The following is a 16963-nucleotide window of genomic DNA, read 5'->3' on the forward strand; positions in this document are numbered from 1 at the left end:
GTTTTTAGTGAAAATATAATATTTTAGGAGATATTTATGAAATTAACAAAGAAAATTTTTGCCCTATTAGCCCTCGTCTTTGCCTTGGTGGCAGTGACTGCTTGCTCAAGTAACAGTAGCTCTGGTAAATCAACAGCCAAAGCACGTACCATCGAAGAAATTAAGAAGAGTGGTGAACTCCGTATCGCCGTCTTTGCGGACAAGAAACCTTTCGGTTATGTAGATAACAAGGGTGCTTACCAAGGTTACGATATTGAACTTGGGAACCGTTTGGCCAAAGATTTGGGTGTTAAACCTAAATACGTCTCAGTAGATGCGGCCAACCGTGCAGAATTCTTGATTTCAAACAAGGTAGATATTACCCTTGCCAACTTTACAGTAACTGATGAACGTAAGAAACAAGTGGACTTTGCCCTTCCTTACATGAAAGTCTCAATCGGTGTGGTGTCACCTAAAGACAAGGTCATTAAGGACGTTAAAGAGCTTGAAGGTAAGACTTTGATTGTTACTAAGGGAACAACTGCTGAAACTTACTTTGAAAAGAACTACCCAAATATCAAATTGCAAAAGTATGACCAATATAGCGATGCTTACCAAGCCCTCCTTGATGGTCGTGGCGATGCCTTCTCAACTGATAATACAGAAGTTCTTGCTTGGGCTCTAGAAAATAAAGGTTATGAAGTAGGAATCACATCACTTGGTAACCCAGATACCATTGCCCCAGCCGTTCAAAAAGGTAACAAAGAACTCCTTGACTTTATCAATAAAGACATTAAGAAACTTGGTAAAGAGAATTTCTTCCACAAAGATTATGAAAAAACACTTCGTCCAACTTACGGTGATGCAGCTAAAGCTGATGACCTCGTGGTTGAAGGTGGCGAAGTGAAATAAGACTGACAGCCTTCGTAAGAGGCAAGTCTTGCTTAATGAGAATAAAACAACCACCCCGTGGCTATCTAGCTCAGCTAGCAGCAGGGGTGGTTTTACTTGTTTTAGGGTGATTTTTTTCTCACTTTTTGCTTTTTATGTTTCTCCAACAAATGACAATACATGACAAGAAAAGGGCTCCCATCATTCCCCAAAAAAGAAATGGTTCAATATAATCAAAAAAAGTTTTGCGTTCACCATAGACCGAGGTAGAGCCATCTTTCCAAGTAATGGTTTTGTCCCTATCATCAATCCTTTTGTAGGACTCACCATTATAAGTCAAATAATGATCCTTCCGTACATACATATTCAAATAGTTATGGCCGTTCTTTGTGGGAAGGTCTGAGAACAGACTTTCCTTGGCGTAAACTTCAATGTAGATGGTTCCATCTTTAAGACCTTTAATTTTCTGAGTTCGAGCATTTTTGATAAGGAGTTTTCCATCTTGTATAATTTCCCAATCGTACTTACGACTTTTTCCTCCTTCGTTATAGGAAATAGCAAGCTTGTGATTTTCAGACTGCCATAGCCCGTAGATACTATTTTCACTGATACCATCATAAAAGCATCTAAGATAGATGGTGACTATAGGTACCATGAATAGAAAACAAATCCTCAAAATCTTGACTAAACGGTCTTTGAATTTACCCCAACGTGCTCGCCATCCAGTTTTGTACTTTTGTGTTCTTCGATATTCATTTTGTGAATGATCTTTTCTATCAATTTCCTGTTGATCACTATATTTTTTCTTTATTTGATGCCTCATTTAACCTATTTTTCCTTTTTATATTTTCTTTTGATTTTCCATTCAACGAAAAGGACATATATAAGCAAGCTTCCAAACATTCCAAATACGATATAAGGTTCCAGACGATCAAACAAGGTTATTCGTTGACCGTAAGGGGATTTTGAACCATCTTTCCAGGTAATGCTCTTGTTTTCATCATCAATCAGTTTGTAAGATTCACCATTATAGGTCAGGTAATTGTCTTTACGAACGTACATATTCAAATAGTTAAGGCCGTTTTTAGCGGGGAGGTCTGAAAGCAGGCGTTCCTCAGCGTAAACTTCAATGTAGAGGGTACCATCCTCGAAGCGTTTAATATCATCGATGCGTGCATTTTTAATGAGGACATTTCCATCTTGAACAATATCCCAATCACGCTTACTTCCTTTGCGCCCTCTTTCGTAGGATATGGCAAGCTGATGATTTTCAGATTGCCACAGACCGTAGATACCATCTTTATAAACCCCATCGTCAAAGAAAATCATATGGACGATGAAAATCGGTATCATGAGTAGGAAACATATCATAAACACATTGACTAGACGGTCTGTAAATTTATCCCAGCGTGCTCGCCATCCCGTTTTACGTTTTTGTTCTTTTCGATATGCTTTTTGTGAATGATATTTTCGGTTGAGTTTCTTTCGGTCAGCGTATTTTCTTTTTGATTGGTGTCTCACTTAGTTTTTCTCTCCTCTTTTGCCGAGCCTCTATAATGATAAGAACTGAGCAAATCCCCATAAGTATCAAATAGAGGGCTTCAAAAACCTCATCTATAGTTGTTTTCCGTTCACCATAAGGGCTGGTGGAACCATCTTTCCAAGTGATGGACTTGTTTCCAGAATTGATACGCTTGTAGGACTCGCCATCATAGGTAAGATAATTGTTTTTGCGAAGATAGAAATCCATATAGCTGAAGCCGTCCTTGGTGGGTAGGTCTGTCAGGTAGCCTTCCACAGTGTAGAGCTCCATGTGAAGAGTTCCGTCATTAAGCCGTTTGACTGGGCGAGTTCTAGCAGCATAGATAATATACTTACCATCCTGTACGACTTGCCAGTCGATATTTCCTCGTTTCCGAATATGCTTATAGGAAATCGCTAACTTATGATGATCAGACTGCCAGAGACCATAAATGTTATCTTCATTGACCGTATAGTGCTTGTAGTAATAAAAGCCACCCCATAGCAGTGCAATCAGCACTAAAATAATCAATTCAGCTGTTGGTTCTAGTATGATGAACTTTCTCCAATCAAAGCGCCATCCTTTAGGTTCCTCAATACTTTGGCAGTCGCTATTTATATTTTCCTCTCCTTTAGAGAGAGTGATTAATTTTTTCTTTGTCATACCTAATCCTCTCATCAACCATTGTAACAAATTCATCTCCCAAGCAAAAGCTAGCCTGATTTGTGATATAATTGGGAGTGATTGCGGGCAAGAAAATCTTATTTCTTGTCAGACTTGTAAAAATAAAACAGAGGATTTTAAGATGAAACTGACACTCCATGAAATTGCCAAGGTTGTTGGCGCTAAAAATGATGTCACAGCCTATGAAGATGTTGCCATTAACCAGATTGAGTTTGATAGCCGTAAGATTACAGCGGGCGACCTCTTTTTGCCGCTCAAAGGTGCACGTGATGGACATGATTTTATCCAAGCAGCCTTTGACAATGGTGCTCTAGCGACATTCACAGAAAAAGAATTATCGGCTGATCAAGCCTATATCCTAGTTGATGATGCTCTTGAAGCCTTCCAAAAACTAGCTGCCTACTATCTTGAAAAGACCGGTGTTGACGTTATTGCGGTGACTGGTTCTAACGGCAAGACAACGACCAAGGACATGATTCATGATATCTTGGCCACAACCTATCGTACTTACAAGACCCAAGGTAATTACAACAATGAGATTGGTCTTCCTTATACTGCCCTACACATGCCTGATGATACGGAGAAAATCGTCCTTGAGATGGGGCAAGACCACATGGGAGACATTCACCTCTTGTCAACCTTGGCGAAGCCAAAAACAGCTGTTGTTACCTTAATCGGAGAGGCTCATTTGGAATTCTTTGGTAGCCGTGACAAGATTGCTCAAGGTAAAATGCAAATGCAAGACGGTATGCCTGATGGTAGCCTCTTGCTTGTACCTAGTGATCCTATCGTCGATCCATTCTTGCCAATCAATCTTGAAGTGGTACGCTTTGGGGATAGTGCGGAGCTTACGGTCTCTGAGTTGACAGAGTTCAAAGACCACCTCACCTTCTCAACAAACTTCCTAGACGGACAAGTTACCTTGCCAGTCACTGGAAAATACAATGCCACAAATGCCATGGTTGCTGCCTATGTCGCTAAACACTTGGGTGTAACTGAGGAAAATATCCTCTCAGCTCTTGCTAACTTGCAGCTTACAAAGAACCGTACCGAATGGAAAAAAGCAGCCAATGGTGCTGATATTCTTTCCGACGTCTACAATGCCAATCCAACAGCCATGAAGCTCATTTTGGAGACCTTCTCAGCCATTCCTAAGAATGAAGGAGGAAAGAAAATCGCTGTCTTAGCCGATATGAAAGAACTCGGTGAACAGTCTGTGCAACTTCACACACAGATGATTCTAAGCCTGACACCGGATGCTATTGATACGGTGGTTTTCTACGGTGAAGACATTGCAGAATTGTCACAACTTGCTAGCCAAATGTTCCCACTTGGTCATGTCTATTATTTCAAGAAGACAGCTGATGAAGACCAATTTGACGCTATGGTTAAGCAAATCAAAGAAAGCCTAGGCGAGCACGATCAAATCTTGCTCAAGGGCTCTAACTCTATGAACCTAGCCAAGGTCGTGGAAGAATTACAAGCTAAGAATTAAGTTCTCTAACCTGCTCTCTAAAGCAGGTTTTTGCTTTACCCTGAAATTTGATATAATAGCAGGCATAGTAATTTCAGCAGGAGAAGAGAATGAAGAATTTTTTGACAACCACCCAAACTCATCCACCTCAGATACCTTTGCCCTATTTTTTGCTTATGCTTTTGGCGATGGTACTTCTGAGTTACTTGAGTTGGCGTTGGTATAAGAATAAGATATGGCGTTGGACCTTTCTCACTATCCAAGCCATTCAACTCTTTGCCCTCTATACTTGGTACCTCTGGCAGGGCTTTCCACTTTACATTAGTCTGCCCCTTTACCATTGCCGCATGGCCATGTTTGCTGTTCTCCTCCTGAAAAATAGTAGAATAAAGAGCTATTTCGCTATTATGGGAGTTGTCGGGACTTACTGTGCATTGATTTATCCAGTATTTGATCCCTATGAGTTTCCACATATCACAGGCTTTTCTTTCCTAATTGGCCACTATGCCCTACTTGTCAATAGCCTGAATGCATTATTTAATAGTTATAAAACTCATCCCATCAGCAAGCGGCTGATTGTCGTGGCTACCTTTTTACTAAATCTAGCTTTGGTAATAGTTAATCAGACTATCGGTGGAAACTATGGCATGCTTAAACACACGCCATTTATTATGGGAACTCCCTTATTTGTCAAATACCTTGCCGTTTCAGGAGCTCTGATTATTCTCATGATAATCATGAAAAAAGGTCTGGAGCATTTTGAAGAGAAATATTAAATAAATGAAGAAACACGCTATCAGAAAGTTGATAGCGTGCTTTGTCAATTTATTTGTTTTATTCTAACACAAAACGCTTTCAGAATTGCTTTCACACTGTAATTTGGATATAATAAAAGAGCTGTGCCTGCGAGAATTATCGCAAGCCTTGACAACAAATGTAGCTTTCAAAAGACAGAAATTTTCTGAAAGAAGTGCTACAACGATCTTGCTTTTCGTTCTGGTAAAAACCCTATTGCTATTAGTAGCTCTGGGACATGGAATTTCTGAGATTTACAAAGAAGCTGCTGACATCCATACCACTAAGGAAAAGTAACAAAAAGATTATTTTCAAAGAAGAAAGAAAACTATGAGCATTCAAGACGAAATCAAAAAACGCCGTACTTTTGCCATCATCTCTCACCCCGATGCTGGTAAAACAACAATCACTGAACAATTACTTTACTTTGGGGGTGAAATCCGTGAAGCTGGTACCGTAAAAGGTAAGAAAACCGGAAACTTCGCTAAATCAGACTGGATGGATATCGAGAAACAACGTGGTATCTCAGTAACCTCATCTGTGATGCAGTTTGACTATGCCGGCAAACGTGTCAATATCCTTGATACCCCAGGGCACGAGGACTTCTCAGAAGATACTTACCGTACCCTTATGGCGGTTGACGCTGCCGTCATGGTCGTTGACTCAGCCAAAGGTATCGAGGCCCAAACCAAAAAACTTTTCGAAGTTGTCAAACACCGTGGTATTCCTGTCTTCACCTTCATGAACAAATTGGACCGTGATGGACGTGAGCCACTTGACCTCTTGGAAGAGTTGGAAGAAGTGCTTGGTATTGCCAGCTACCCAATGAACTGGCCTATCGGTATGGGGAAAGCCTTCGAAGGACTTTATGACCTCTATAACGAACGCTTGGAGCTTTACAAGGGTGACGAGCGCTTTGCCAAGATTGAAGATGGTGATACCCTTTTTGCCAACAACCCATTCTATGAGCAAGCTAAAGAAGATATCGAACTCTTGACAGAAGCGGGTAATGAATTCTCTGAAGAAGCTATTTTAGCTGGTGAATTGACGCCGGTCTTCTTCGGTTCTGCCCTTACAAACTTTGGAGTTCAAACCTTCCTCGATACCTTCCTCAAATTTGCGCCAGAACCACATGGCCACAAGACAGTTGATGGTGACGAGATTGATCCTCTTAACAAGGACTTCTCTGGCTTTGTTTTCAAAATCCAAGCCAACATGGACCCACGTCACCGTGACCGTATTGCCTTTGTTCGTATCGTGTCTGGTGAATTCGAGCGTGGTATGAGTGTTAACTTAACCCGTACTGGTAAAGGAGCTAAGCTCTCTAACGTTACTCAGTTTATGGCTGAGTCTCGTGAAAATGTCGAAAATGCCGTGGCAGGAGACATTATTGGGGTTTACGATACAGGAACTTATCAGGTTGGTGATACCCTTACTGTAGGTAAAAACAAATTTGAATTTGAACCACTACCAACCTTTACGCCAGAGTTGTTCATGAAGGTTTCTGCTAAAAACGTCATGAAACAGAAGTCCTTCCACAAAGGAATTGAACAATTGGTGCAAGAAGGAGCCATCCAGCTCTATACTAACTACCAAACAGGCGAATACATGCTTGGTGCCGTTGGTCAACTTCAGTTTGAAGTCTTCAAGCACCGTATGGAAAATGAATACAATGCCGAAGTTGTTATGACACCAATGGGTAAAAAGACTGTGCGTTGGATCCAACCTGAGGACCTTGATGAACGCATGTCATCAAGCCGAAATATCTTGGCCAAAGACCGCTTTGACCAACCAGTCTTCCTCTTTGAAAATGACTTTGCCCTCCGTTGGTTTGCGGACAAATATCCAGATGTAACATTGGAAGAGAAGATGTAATACGGCACAAAAGATGACGATTTTAAATCGTTCATCTTTTGACGCTAGCCACTATCTTGTGGCTAGCTAGCCGTCTCACTAACTACGTCAGACGAATAATATCGATTCGTCTGACTTCGTGTCGTAACATCTTAATAATGATATCTACGTCACATCTCTAAAACAACACAAAATATAGGACTATCTAATCAGATAGTCCTATATTTTTTATAAACCTAATAGTTATCAAGTATACCTATGATTAATTACTTTAGATAATTACGATTATGATAAATCAAGCCAGCTTCTAAAAGTATGCAAATTGTTGATAGCCAGAAACTTGTTGTAATTCCAAAACTTTCAGTAATAGAACTCATCAGAAAGACGAAAACTGAAAAAGCAAGGGTTGAAATGACTTCAAATACAGAATAAACATGTACTAACTGATTTTCATCCACAGTTTCTTGAAGAAAGACACTTTCAGGGACTTCTTTTAACTGAGAAAAGAAGCCGATTAAACTTGAGAAAATTAAAAATGTTTGTGTGTTTGAAAAAAAGAGGATACTGGCTGTGATGGTCGCCATTGCTAAGAGTGGAAAGAGAATACTTTTCCACTTATGAGCTAAAAACTTTTCGGATAGTTTGTAGACAATTATTCCACCTAAAATGATACCAAGGGAATAGGCTGTATTTGAGTAGCCCCAGTAACTTTCAGTTTGTTTTAACACCTCGGTTACAAAAACAAGGATTACAGATGACACCCAGATTGTATTGGAGAAGTCCTCTAATAAATTTGCTTGGACAAATAACTTTAATTTAGGATTTTTTGCAACTAACTTCCATCCTTTTACTAGAGTATCCAGATTAGTCTCCGCCTCTAACTGCTCTATTTTAGCCTGTGGGAGAAAGAGCATCACAGAAGTAGAAAGAAGATAAAGAAATAGGACTATCAACATTGTAGAAAATAGGCCAACCGAAGCGTAAAGGAGTCCTCCTAGTCCCCAACCAATCAATTGCACTCCCTCACCACTCATTGATAAGGCAGCATTTGCCTTTCCCAAATTTGTGGCATATCTAGGAATCATGGCAAAAGATACGGGCGACGCAAAGCCATCTAAGATAGAAATAGCGACAACAAAGATATACATTCCTAAGGCTGGAACAAATTGAGCCTTAAAGAGCATTACAAGGAGTATTGCTAATAAAAAAGTCTTTCCACATTGAGTGAATGAAAGAACTCTATTTAGAGCTAGTTTTTTAGTCACCAATGGCACTAGAAGACTTGCCACGAAAGCTGATAATCCGATTAGAATCGGAACCATTGAGGTCGCAATAACGGATTTTGTAATGACGTAGATATTTGCAATGAGAGATACCCTGAGAAAAATGTCAGCTAAGTTAGCAAATAATTGAGAGAGAAGTAATTTCAGAAAGGATTTAGACATATCGTTTCTCCATATTGGTTACCAAATCTGGAAATGAAATTGGATTCACATATTCTTTAAACAAAATAATTTTACAAGAATAATAATCTTATTTAATAAATTCCCATATATGCTTTCTAACTGTTTTCCTCTATCAATTTTTTCAAATGTGCTTCATAAGTCTTTGCAATATGCTCGCTCCCTGCCAATTTCATGGCCCCAATATATTTTTTCATTTCGATAATGGACTGATTATTTCCTTCTTTTTTATATTGATAATAATTTTGTGCATATTGAAAAACCAATCGTTCATAAATTTCAGTCTCGATAAAAAAGCATTGGTTTAATTGTTTTTCAAAATACAGTGCATCAATGAGTTCTTCTCTTTCTATGCATGTAATATAAACATTTAATAACATGGTTGATATCATGCGTCGATTATTAGGAATCTCTTTGTAAAAATCAGACCTTCTAGACATCTCCTTTGCCAAAACCATAAGAGTCTCATGGTTCAACACATCTAAGGTATTTGCAAAAATCAATAATTCATAATACCCCCAGTACTCGACACTAAATAGATAATCGGTTAAATCAGCTAGGTCCTGTTGCGTATAGTAGCTTTCTCCAGATAAATCTTGCAAGCGAATTTTTAATAAAATAGTATTAATGTGATGAAATTTCTCTCGTTTAGGTTCTGATTCTAATTGATAATTAAGTAACTTCTTTAATCCATCGATATCATGAGTTGATACAAAAAGTTGAATTTTTGACAATAGCTCATTCAGATCATCACGATGAAAATCATGGACAGCATACATGAATTCGTCAATAGGCATATTAATCTCGTCTAATATTAACATAAACTTTGTAATGGTTAAGTCTGTCTGTCCTTTTTCAAAACGAGACAGTTGAGATGTCGAGATACCAGCTTTTGCGACATCTTTTAATCGTATCCCTCTTGATTTACGAAATTTTTTAAAAATTGCTCCAAATTTTTTCATGGAAGCCTCCAGTTTGCATATATGGGAATATATATTTTTTTGTATCTTAACATAAAATACAGGAAAACAAAAGTGAGGTTATTACTGTGAATAGGCAATGATTGCTGTTTTTTATAAACACACAAAAAACCATAGGACTGCCACTAAAGACTGTCCTATGGTTTCTTTTATTTTTCTGTATTGAGTAATATGCCTAGGAATCGTTGTAGGGCGAAGAAAACAATGAGGCTGGCCAATGTTTCTCCTAGGAAAGATGAGCTATTGACAATGAGTGAATAGAGATAAGGGCTTTGTCCCTTAGGGGCATAACTTCCCCAAAAGATGACACCGGCTATAAAGTGAATGAGGTAACGAGCAAAGCTACCAAGCAGAATCCCCCAAGTGATAAGCATCAGAGACTTGACTTTATTGTCTTGTTTAATGGCTTTATCAAGGGCTGGTTTGACCACACCACTGATACCAATCAGACTAAAGGCGACAAAGTATTCCAGAAAACCTTGTGTTAAGGTTAGCCAACCACCGGCGGCTTGCCCTGTAACAACTTGAAGTAGCCCCCAGATAAGACCGCCCATAGCACCAGCTTTTAAGCCCCAGCGAAAACTGAGGAGAAAGATGGGCACCATCTTAAAGGAAAGGGAAATCCAAGGGCCTAGTGACATGGGTTGAGTAACTAGGTCCAGGATATAAGCAATGGTTGCAAAAAGGGCAACCTCAATCATTGGTCGAATACTTGTTTTCGACATAAAAAAACCTCCTATACCAATCGTCTTGATTGGCTATTTTTGCCACATCAAAACGTTGTCATAGAAGTTCTTCTATTTCAATCTATTTTGAGACACATCCCTACGCAGGTTCTAACCTGATCAGGTGGTAAGAGTTTAGGCAAGTCTTGAAGAAAAAATTCAAGCTAGCCATTCTCAGCAATTGCTCCTCTTGTGACTCCTTAATTGTACTACCAGAAACCCATTTCTGCAAGTGTCTGAAATCCTAAAATTGTGGTATAGTTAAAGCAAGGATTATCTTTACAATAAAAAAGGAGAAATAACTATGGGACTTTTTTCAGGACTGCTTGGCAATGCATCTAAAAAAGATAATGATAAGGTTGAGCGCCAATTGGAGGGCATCTTAATTCCAGGTGAACAGGTGGAGTTAGCTTATGTCCTTGTTCGTGACTTGATTGTCTTTACAGAGAAGCGCTTGATTTTAGTCGATAAACAAGGTGTTACAGGGAAGAAGACTTCTTACAAGTCTATCCCTTATCACTCAATCTCTCGTTTCACTGTAGAGAGCTCGGGCCACTTTGACCTAGATGCTGAACTTAAGATTTGGATTTCATCAGCACTGGAGCCTGCAGAGGTCCTTCAATTTAAGAGTGATAATAATGTATTTGAAATCCAACAAGCTTTGGCAGCAGCAGTGCTTGAGTAATGAGGAAGAAAAATGTTTATTGAAAAAGAACTGGGTTATAAGCGTCACTGGATTAATATTGACTCAGATATTATTTCTGAGCAATCCTATCTTTATACCAAGTATGATATTGATCAGGAAACCATAGAGTATGCCTTGGATAAAAATGAACGAGCCCACATGGATTACAACCGTGAGACTGGGACAATCACCTTTATCTATAATGTTCTGGCGCTTGAAAAGGACAAGGAACACTATGAAACCATTCCTCTGACCTTTATTGTTCAAGATACACGTTTGGTGACCATTAGTAACGAGGATAACGCTTATGTGATAAGCAAGATGCAAGATTATGTGGATAACCATGAGGATTTGTCTATCTACAAATTGCTCTTTGCAGGACTTGAGATGATTTCAAATGCCTACTATCCCGTCATTGAACGTTTGGATCAGCAAAAGGATGAGGTTAGTCGACGCCTAAGACAGACAACGACAAGTAAGAATCTTTACGACCTTTCAGATTTGGAAACAGGCATGGTCTATTTGGTGGCTGCAGCCACACAAAACCGTCTTCTATTGGAACACATCAAGGGGCACGCCATTTATCGTCGTCTCAATGAGGTCGAAAAAGAACAGTTTGATGATGCCATGATTGAAGCTAGACAGTTAGTAGCCATGACGGACCTCATTTCTAAGGTCTTACAGCAATTATCAGGTTCTTATAACAATATCCTAAACAACAACCTGAACAACAACTTGAGCAATCTGACCATTATTGAGGTACTCTTGGGAGTGCTTGCCGTTATTACCGGTTTCTTTGGGATGAATGTTCCTCTACCGTTTATGACTGTCAGTCTAGCCTGGATTTTCATCATTATCGGTAGTGCGATTCTTTGTTTGGTCTTGGCCCGCTACTTGCGTTGGTTGGTCCATAAATAATAATTAGTGGCTGAAACCGTCTTCTCAAATTGGAGGCGGTTTTAAAACGTTATTCACTGTCTTTTTATTCTTAAATATGATAGACTAGATGAGTTGTTAAAATAAACGACTATTAAATACAGGTAGTTAACATACTACACAACCAAGTCTCATAAGGTGGCTTCGCACCGCCTTCAAATAGAAAGAAGAATACTTTGAAATTTACAGATTTAAACCTATCAGAAGACATCCAATCAGCTGTTGTAGCTGCCGGTTTTGAAAAGCCATCACCTATCCAAGAGTTGACGATTCCACTGGCTCTTGAAGGTAAGGATGTTATCGGTCAGGCCCAAACTGGTACTGGTAAAACAGCTGCCTTTGGTTTGCCGACCCTAGATAAAATTCGTACAGAAGAAAATACAATCCAAGCCCTTGTGATTGCCCCAACACGTGAGTTGGCAGTGCAATCTCAAGAAGAGCTTTTCCGTTTTGGCCGTGATAAGGGCGTTAAGGTTCGCTCAGTCTACGGTGGCTCTAGTATTGAGAAACAAATTAAGGCCCTCCGTTCAGGTGCCCACATTGTTGTAGGGACACCAGGTCGTCTCCTTGACCTTATCAAACGTAAAGCTCTGAAACTCAATAATATCGAGACTTTAATTTTGGATGAAGCTGATGAAATGCTTAACATGGGCTTCCTTGAAGATATTGAAGCTATCATTAGCCGAGTACCAGAAGAACGTCAAACCCTTCTTTTCTCAGCAACTATGCCTGATGCCATCAAACGTATTGGTGTGCAGTTCATGAAAGATCCTGAGCATGTGAAAATCAAGGCTAAAGAATTAACAAATGTTAACGTTGACCAATACTTTATCCGAGTGAAGGAACAAGAGAAGTTTGATACCATGACCCGCCTTATGGACGTTGACCAACCAGAATTGTCAATTGTCTTTGGACGTACCAAACGTCGTGTGGATGAGTTGACACGTGGTTTGAAACTTCGTGGTTTCCGTGCAGAAGGTATCCACGGTGACCTTGACCAAAATAAGCGTCTTCGTGTTATCCGTGACTTCAAGAACGACCAAATCGATATTTTGGTTGCGACAGACGTTGCAGCGCGTGGTCTTGACATTTCAGGTGTCACTCACGTCTACAACTACGATATTCCACAAGATCCAGAAAGCTACGTTCACCGTATTGGACGTACAGGACGTGCAGGCCAATCAGGTCAATCTATTACTTTCGTAGCACCAAATGAAATGGGTTACTTGGGAATTATCGAAAACTTGACTAAGAAACGCATGAAAGGTCTTAAGCCACCAACAGCTCAAGAAGCCTTCCAAGCTAAGAAGAAAGTTGCCCTTAAGAAAATCGAACGTGACTTTGCGGATGAAGCTATCCGTTCTAACTTTGACAAGTTCAAAGGTGATGCGGTTAAATTGGCTCAAGAATTCACTCCTGAAGAATTGGCACTTTACATCTTGAGCTTGACCGTTCAAGACCCAGAGACAATGCCAGAAGTGGAAATTGCTCGTGAAAAACCATTGCCATTCAAACCATCAGGTGGTGGTTTTGGTGGTAAAGGCGGCAAAGGTGGCCGTAGCAACCGTGGTCGCGATAACAACCGTCGTGGTGGATACCGTGGCGACCGTAACCGCGATGACCGAGACGGTGGCCGTCGTGACTTCAAACGCAAGTCTAAGAAGAATAGCCGTGACTTCGAAAACCATGGCAACAAACGCCCACACCGTACCTCAAGCGAGAAGAAAAACGGCTTTGTTATCCGTAACAAGGGTGATAAATAAACAATGAAAACGCTCTATGAAAATAGAGCGTTTTTTTATATACCTATTTTTTGAGACTTCCCTTAGGTGAGTGCGGACGTCAGCGAACTTTTTCAAAGTTCCTAATTATAGTATTTTTTTATGAAAGCGCAAACATTTTAAGTGTAAAATAGTTATTATTAGAAAGTAGAAGTAGTAGTCTCAAGTAAATTCAAAAAAACACACGGTTATTTTTCCGTGTGTTCTTTGATATAGGCTAGTTTTTTCTCTCGGCTTTTTTTCTTAAAGAGTGCTTCGGCGCTCATGGCTTCAGGCTTGCTAGCGAAGGCTTCTGAGTAGAGGAGTTTAACTGGTAGGCGAGCTCTGGTATACTTAGCGCCCTTGCCTGAGTTATGGGTTTTGAGGCGGCGTTCGACATCTGTGGTGTAGCCTGTATAGAGGGTGCCATCAGCACACTCAACCACATACATGTAGGCCTTGCTATCCTTTTCTGTCATCGTTTAGGACTCACCCTCAGTCTTTTTTCCAAAGTAAATCTCATAAATTTCGTCAGTATAATCGCCATTTTCCTTATGCACAAAGAGTGGTGGAAGGATTTTCAAGCCATCTGTCGAGCCGTCTTTAATGGCTTCAATCAGGAGCATATTTGCCTCACGTCCCATCTTAGGATAGATAAACTGGATGCGTTTAGGTGCTAGATTATACTGGCGCATGGTGTCGATGATATCCAAAAAACGATCTGGGCGATGTACCATGGCAATGCGTCCATTGGATTTGAGGGCATGACGAGCGACCTGGCAAATTTCCTCTAGATTGGTTGTGATTTCGTGACGGGCCAAGAGGTAGTGCTCGGACAGATTCTTCTTGGACGTTTCTGTCGCCTTAAAGTAGGGTGGGTTACAGAGAATAAGGTCCACCTGAGATCGTGGAGCATGGTCAAGCAAATTTTTCAGGTCGTCATTAACAACGGTCACCTGGTCCTCTAGTTGGTTAAGAGTGACGGAACGTTTAGCCATGTCAGCCAAGCGTTCTTGTAGCTCAACCAAGGTAATTGGTGCTTCAGTTCGTGTACTAGCAAAGAGGCCAACGGCACCATTTCCCGAACAGAGGTCGACGATTAACCCCTTCTTTGGAATTTTTGGGAATCGCGAGAGGAGGACACTGTCGATAGAATAGCTGAAGACCTCCTTATTTTGAATGATTTTTACATCTGTGGAGAAGAGTTGGTCAATGCGTTCTCCATCTTTTAAAATTGGGTTTGTCATAGCTTTTATTGTAACAAAAAACAGCTCCCAAAGGAACTGTTGTGAGTGATTACTCTAGGACACCAAAGGTGTAACCTTGATCTTTGAAGTATTCGATAATTTGTGGAAGGGTCTGAACTGTGAGCTCCTTACCAGCAGTGTCGTGCATAAGCACAACCTTAACATGACTCTCAGGGAAATATTTTTGTGAACCATCCAAGTAGGCCATCATGGTTTCAGATGTCGTTGGGCGAACAGAGGCTGGTTCTGCATCACCACAAAGCATGTTCCAGTCAATCCACTGGACACCTTCCTTGGCGAGAGCTTGGTCAGTACTTTCTAAACCTTGCCATGACATATGACCACCAGGATAACGGAAGATTCTTGTCTTGAAGTCTTTACCTAGGATGGCTTGGAAATTAGCCATGGTTTGGTTAACCTCAGAAACAATCTGACTTTGATTAGGAACACGTCCTGGATAAAGGAGATTAAAGTTATGGCTGAGGCTATGGTTGGCAATCGCATGTCCTTCTGTAATTTGGCGTTTGAGGATGTCCGCATTTTCTTGTGTAATGGTGTAACCAATGTGGAAGAATGTGGCGTGAACACCGTATTCTTTCAAAATACTCATGACTTGTGGGGTCAGTGTTGGATCAATCCCATCGTCAAATGTTAAAAAGACTACCTTGTCGTCGATATCCTGAGACTGGCCTCGAATAGTGTTATTCACAGCAGTAACATCGTAAGCATAGTCAGAAGCTGCAATGCTGTGGTTACTACCTTTCTTGAGTTGTGTTTCATCATCTTCTTTAGCTTTTTCTGAAGATGAGCTTGTGCTATTAGCGACTTGTTCAGTCTTTTCAGCCTTGGCTACTTGTTCAGATTTCGTGTTATGGCGTTGGAATAGGACAAAGCCTAGGATAGCCAGAACAGCCAAGTTTGCAATAATGAGGCAAAGATTAAGTGCCTTTCGATTTTTCCCTATAATCTCAATACTTTTTTTCATAGTTACATTATAGCTCAAACTATTAGAAAGTGCCACACCATTTTCAAGACTTTTACAAAGAAATTCGGTGAAAAAAGAGCTCCTTTTTTGGTATAATAGTAAAAAACTTGTAGAAAAAGAGGTAAAAACGTGTTTTACGCTTATTTACGTGGGCTTGTTGTCTTCCTTCTTTGGATTATCAATGGTAATGCCCATTACCACAATCGCGATAAATTATTGAACAAGGATGAAAACTATATCTTGGTTGCTCCGCACAGAACTTGGTGGGACCCTGTTTATATGGCTTTTTCAGCCCGTCCTAAGCAGTTTATTTTCATGGCTAAGAAAGAACTCTTCAAGAGTCGTATCTTTGGTTGGTGGATCCGTATGTGTGGAGCCTTCCCAATTGACCGTGAAAATCCTGGTCAAGAAGCTATCAAGTACCCTGTTAACATGCTTAAGAAGAGTAACCGTAGTTTGATTATGTTCCCAAGTGGTAGCCGCCATTCATCTGATGTTAAGGGTGGGGTTGCAGTTATCGCTAAGATGGCTAAGGTTAAGATTATGCCGGTTGTCTATCAAGGACCTCGTGAACTCAAGGGGCTCTTGACAGGTGAACGTGTGGATATGAACTATGGTAATCCCATTGATATTTCAGATTTGAAGCGTTTGAATGACGAAAATATCCAAGAGGTTGCTCGTCGTATCCAGTCTGAATTTGATCGCCTTGATGAGGAAGCTTTGAGCTATCAAACAGGCAAGAAACCCAATCCTTTGACTTATATTTACCGAGTACCTCTCGGTATTGTGGCTATCATTGCGGTACTTTTGACCATGGTTTTCTCATATGTAGCTAGCTTTGTTTGGAATCCTGAAAAACACCGTGCCAAAGAAACTCAGAAATAAGCTAAAAACTCTATCAGACATAGATCTGATGGAGTTTTTTTACTTTTTGATATATTTTTTAAATTTTTTACGAATAAGAAAGAAAATATATCAATTAA

General features: G+C 40.1%; 17 protein-coding genes and 1 riboswitch. Of the genes, 8 read left to right on the top strand and 9 right to left on the bottom strand.

Annotation, left to right across the window (positions count from 1 at the left end; all coding sequences use genetic code 11):
- Window positions 1-36 precede the first annotated feature (36 nt).
- Window positions 37-891, top strand: coding sequence for a cysteine ABC transporter substrate-binding protein (locus tag AX663_RS02520; protein ID WP_002884332.1), 855 nt, complete (start codon window positions 37-39; stop codon window positions 889-891).
- Between the two features lie 118 nt (window positions 892-1009).
- Here the strand turns inward: AX663_RS02520 and AX663_RS02525 are convergent, their stop codons facing one another.
- The 3 genes from AX663_RS02525 to AX663_RS02535 form a co-directional block, all read right to left on the bottom strand.
- Window positions 1010-1525 carry a hypothetical protein gene (locus AX663_RS02525; protein WP_371212473.1) on the bottom strand — a complete coding sequence of 172 codons (516 nt, stop codon included), beginning with the start codon at window positions 1523-1525 and terminating at the stop codon, window positions 1010-1012.
- A gap of 173 nt (window positions 1526-1698) precedes the next feature.
- Window positions 1699-2391: a hypothetical protein gene (locus AX663_RS02530; RefSeq protein WP_002884728.1), complete on the bottom strand. Its 693-nt coding sequence runs from the start codon at window positions 2389-2391 to the stop codon at window positions 1699-1701.
- Window positions 2360-3055, bottom strand: coding sequence for a hypothetical protein (locus tag AX663_RS02535; protein WP_231724202.1), 696 nt, complete (start codon window positions 3053-3055; stop codon window positions 2360-2362). The genes AX663_RS02530 and AX663_RS02535 overlap by 32 nt, the downstream gene beginning before the upstream one ends.
- A 142-nt stretch (window positions 3056-3197) precedes the next feature.
- On the opposite strand from AX663_RS02535, the gene AX663_RS02540 reads away from it, so the two are divergent.
- From AX663_RS02540 to AX663_RS02550, 3 genes are all read left to right on the top strand, one after another.
- Window positions 3198-4571: a UDP-N-acetylmuramoyl-tripeptide--D-alanyl-D-alanine ligase gene (locus tag AX663_RS02540; protein ID WP_049528340.1), complete on the top strand. Its 1374-nt coding sequence runs from the start codon at window positions 3198-3200 to the stop codon at window positions 4569-4571.
- An 89-nt stretch (window positions 4572-4660) separates the two neighbouring features.
- Entirely contained in the window at window positions 4661-5326 is a 666-nt protein-coding gene (locus AX663_RS02545) for a YwaF family protein (RefSeq protein WP_049528338.1), read from the top strand.
- A gap of 349 nt (window positions 5327-5675) precedes the next feature.
- Window positions 5676-7220 carry a peptide chain release factor 3 gene (locus AX663_RS02550; protein WP_002884210.1) on the top strand — a complete coding sequence of 515 codons (1545 nt, stop codon included), beginning with the start codon at window positions 5676-5678 and terminating at the stop codon, window positions 7218-7220.
- Between the two features lie 245 nt (window positions 7221-7465).
- Here AX663_RS02550 and AX663_RS02555 read toward each other — a convergent pair whose 3' ends face one another.
- The 3 genes from AX663_RS02555 to thiT all read right to left on the bottom strand — a co-directional run bounded on the left by AX663_RS02555 (window position 7466) and on the right by thiT (window position 10367).
- A complete protein-coding gene (locus AX663_RS02555) occupies window positions 7466-8644 on the bottom strand; it encodes a ryptide export MFS transporter (RefSeq protein WP_060972598.1) in 1179 nt (392 codons plus the stop codon).
- Window positions 8645-8760: 116 nt separating this feature from the next.
- Window positions 8761-9624, bottom strand: a complete 864-nt coding sequence (locus AX663_RS02560; RefSeq protein ID WP_060972599.1) for a helix-turn-helix domain-containing protein — start codon at window positions 9622-9624, stop codon at window positions 8761-8763.
- Between the two features lie 167 nt (window positions 9625-9791).
- Window positions 9792-10367: an energy-coupled thiamine transporter ThiT gene (gene thiT / locus AX663_RS02565; RefSeq protein WP_060972600.1), complete on the bottom strand. Its 576-nt coding sequence runs from the start codon at window positions 10365-10367 to the stop codon at window positions 9792-9794.
- 80 nt (window positions 10368-10447) lie between these two features.
- Window positions 10448-10568, bottom strand: a riboswitch (TPP riboswitch).
- Between the two features lie 103 nt (window positions 10569-10671).
- Here thiT and AX663_RS02570 point away from each other — a divergent pair.
- From AX663_RS02570 to AX663_RS02580, 3 genes are all read left to right on the top strand, one after another.
- Window positions 10672-11052, top strand: a complete 381-nt coding sequence (locus AX663_RS02570) for a PH domain-containing protein (RefSeq protein ID WP_021152428.1) — start codon at window positions 10672-10674, stop codon at window positions 11050-11052.
- A gap of 12 nt (window positions 11053-11064) precedes the next feature.
- Window positions 11065-11970 carry a magnesium transporter CorA family protein gene (locus tag AX663_RS02575; protein WP_049545590.1) on the top strand — a complete coding sequence of 302 codons (906 nt, stop codon included), beginning with the start codon at window positions 11065-11067 and terminating at the stop codon, window positions 11968-11970.
- Window positions 11971-12164: 194 nt separating this feature from the next.
- Window positions 12165-13751: a DEAD/DEAH box helicase gene (locus tag AX663_RS02580; protein ID WP_049545589.1), complete on the top strand. Its 1587-nt coding sequence runs from the start codon at window positions 12165-12167 to the stop codon at window positions 13749-13751.
- A gap of 206 nt (window positions 13752-13957) precedes the next feature.
- Here the strand turns inward: AX663_RS02580 and AX663_RS02585 are convergent, their stop codons facing one another.
- From AX663_RS02585 to AX663_RS02595, 3 genes are read right to left on the bottom strand one after another with little or no spacing between them, the layout of a single operon-like run.
- On the bottom strand, window positions 13958-14227 hold the full coding sequence (locus tag AX663_RS02585) for a GIY-YIG nuclease family protein (protein ID WP_008535312.1): 270 nt from the start codon (window positions 14225-14227) through the stop codon (window positions 13958-13960).
- A 3-nt stretch (window positions 14228-14230) separates the two neighbouring features.
- Entirely contained in the window at window positions 14231-14995 is a 765-nt protein-coding gene (locus AX663_RS02590; protein WP_049545588.1) for a tRNA1(Val) (adenine(37)-N6)-methyltransferase, read from the bottom strand.
- 49 nt (window positions 14996-15044) lie between these two features.
- Window positions 15045-15980 carry a polysaccharide deacetylase family protein gene (locus tag AX663_RS02595; RefSeq protein WP_049545587.1) on the bottom strand — a complete coding sequence of 312 codons (936 nt, stop codon included), beginning with the start codon at window positions 15978-15980 and terminating at the stop codon, window positions 15045-15047.
- A 129-nt stretch (window positions 15981-16109) separates the two neighbouring features.
- Here AX663_RS02595 and AX663_RS02600 point away from each other — a divergent pair, with 129 nt between their 5' ends.
- The gene (locus AX663_RS02600) at window positions 16110-16865 is read left to right on the top strand and encodes a lysophospholipid acyltransferase family protein (protein ID WP_049545586.1); all 756 of its coding nucleotides are present in this window, start codon (window positions 16110-16112) and stop codon (window positions 16863-16865) included.
- Window positions 16866-16963: the final 98 nt, after the last annotated feature.

The sequence above is a fragment of the Streptococcus sp. CCH8-H5 genome (assembly GCF_001556505.1).
In the GTDB taxonomy this organism is placed as follows: Bacteria; Bacillota; Bacilli; order Lactobacillales; family Streptococcaceae; genus Streptococcus.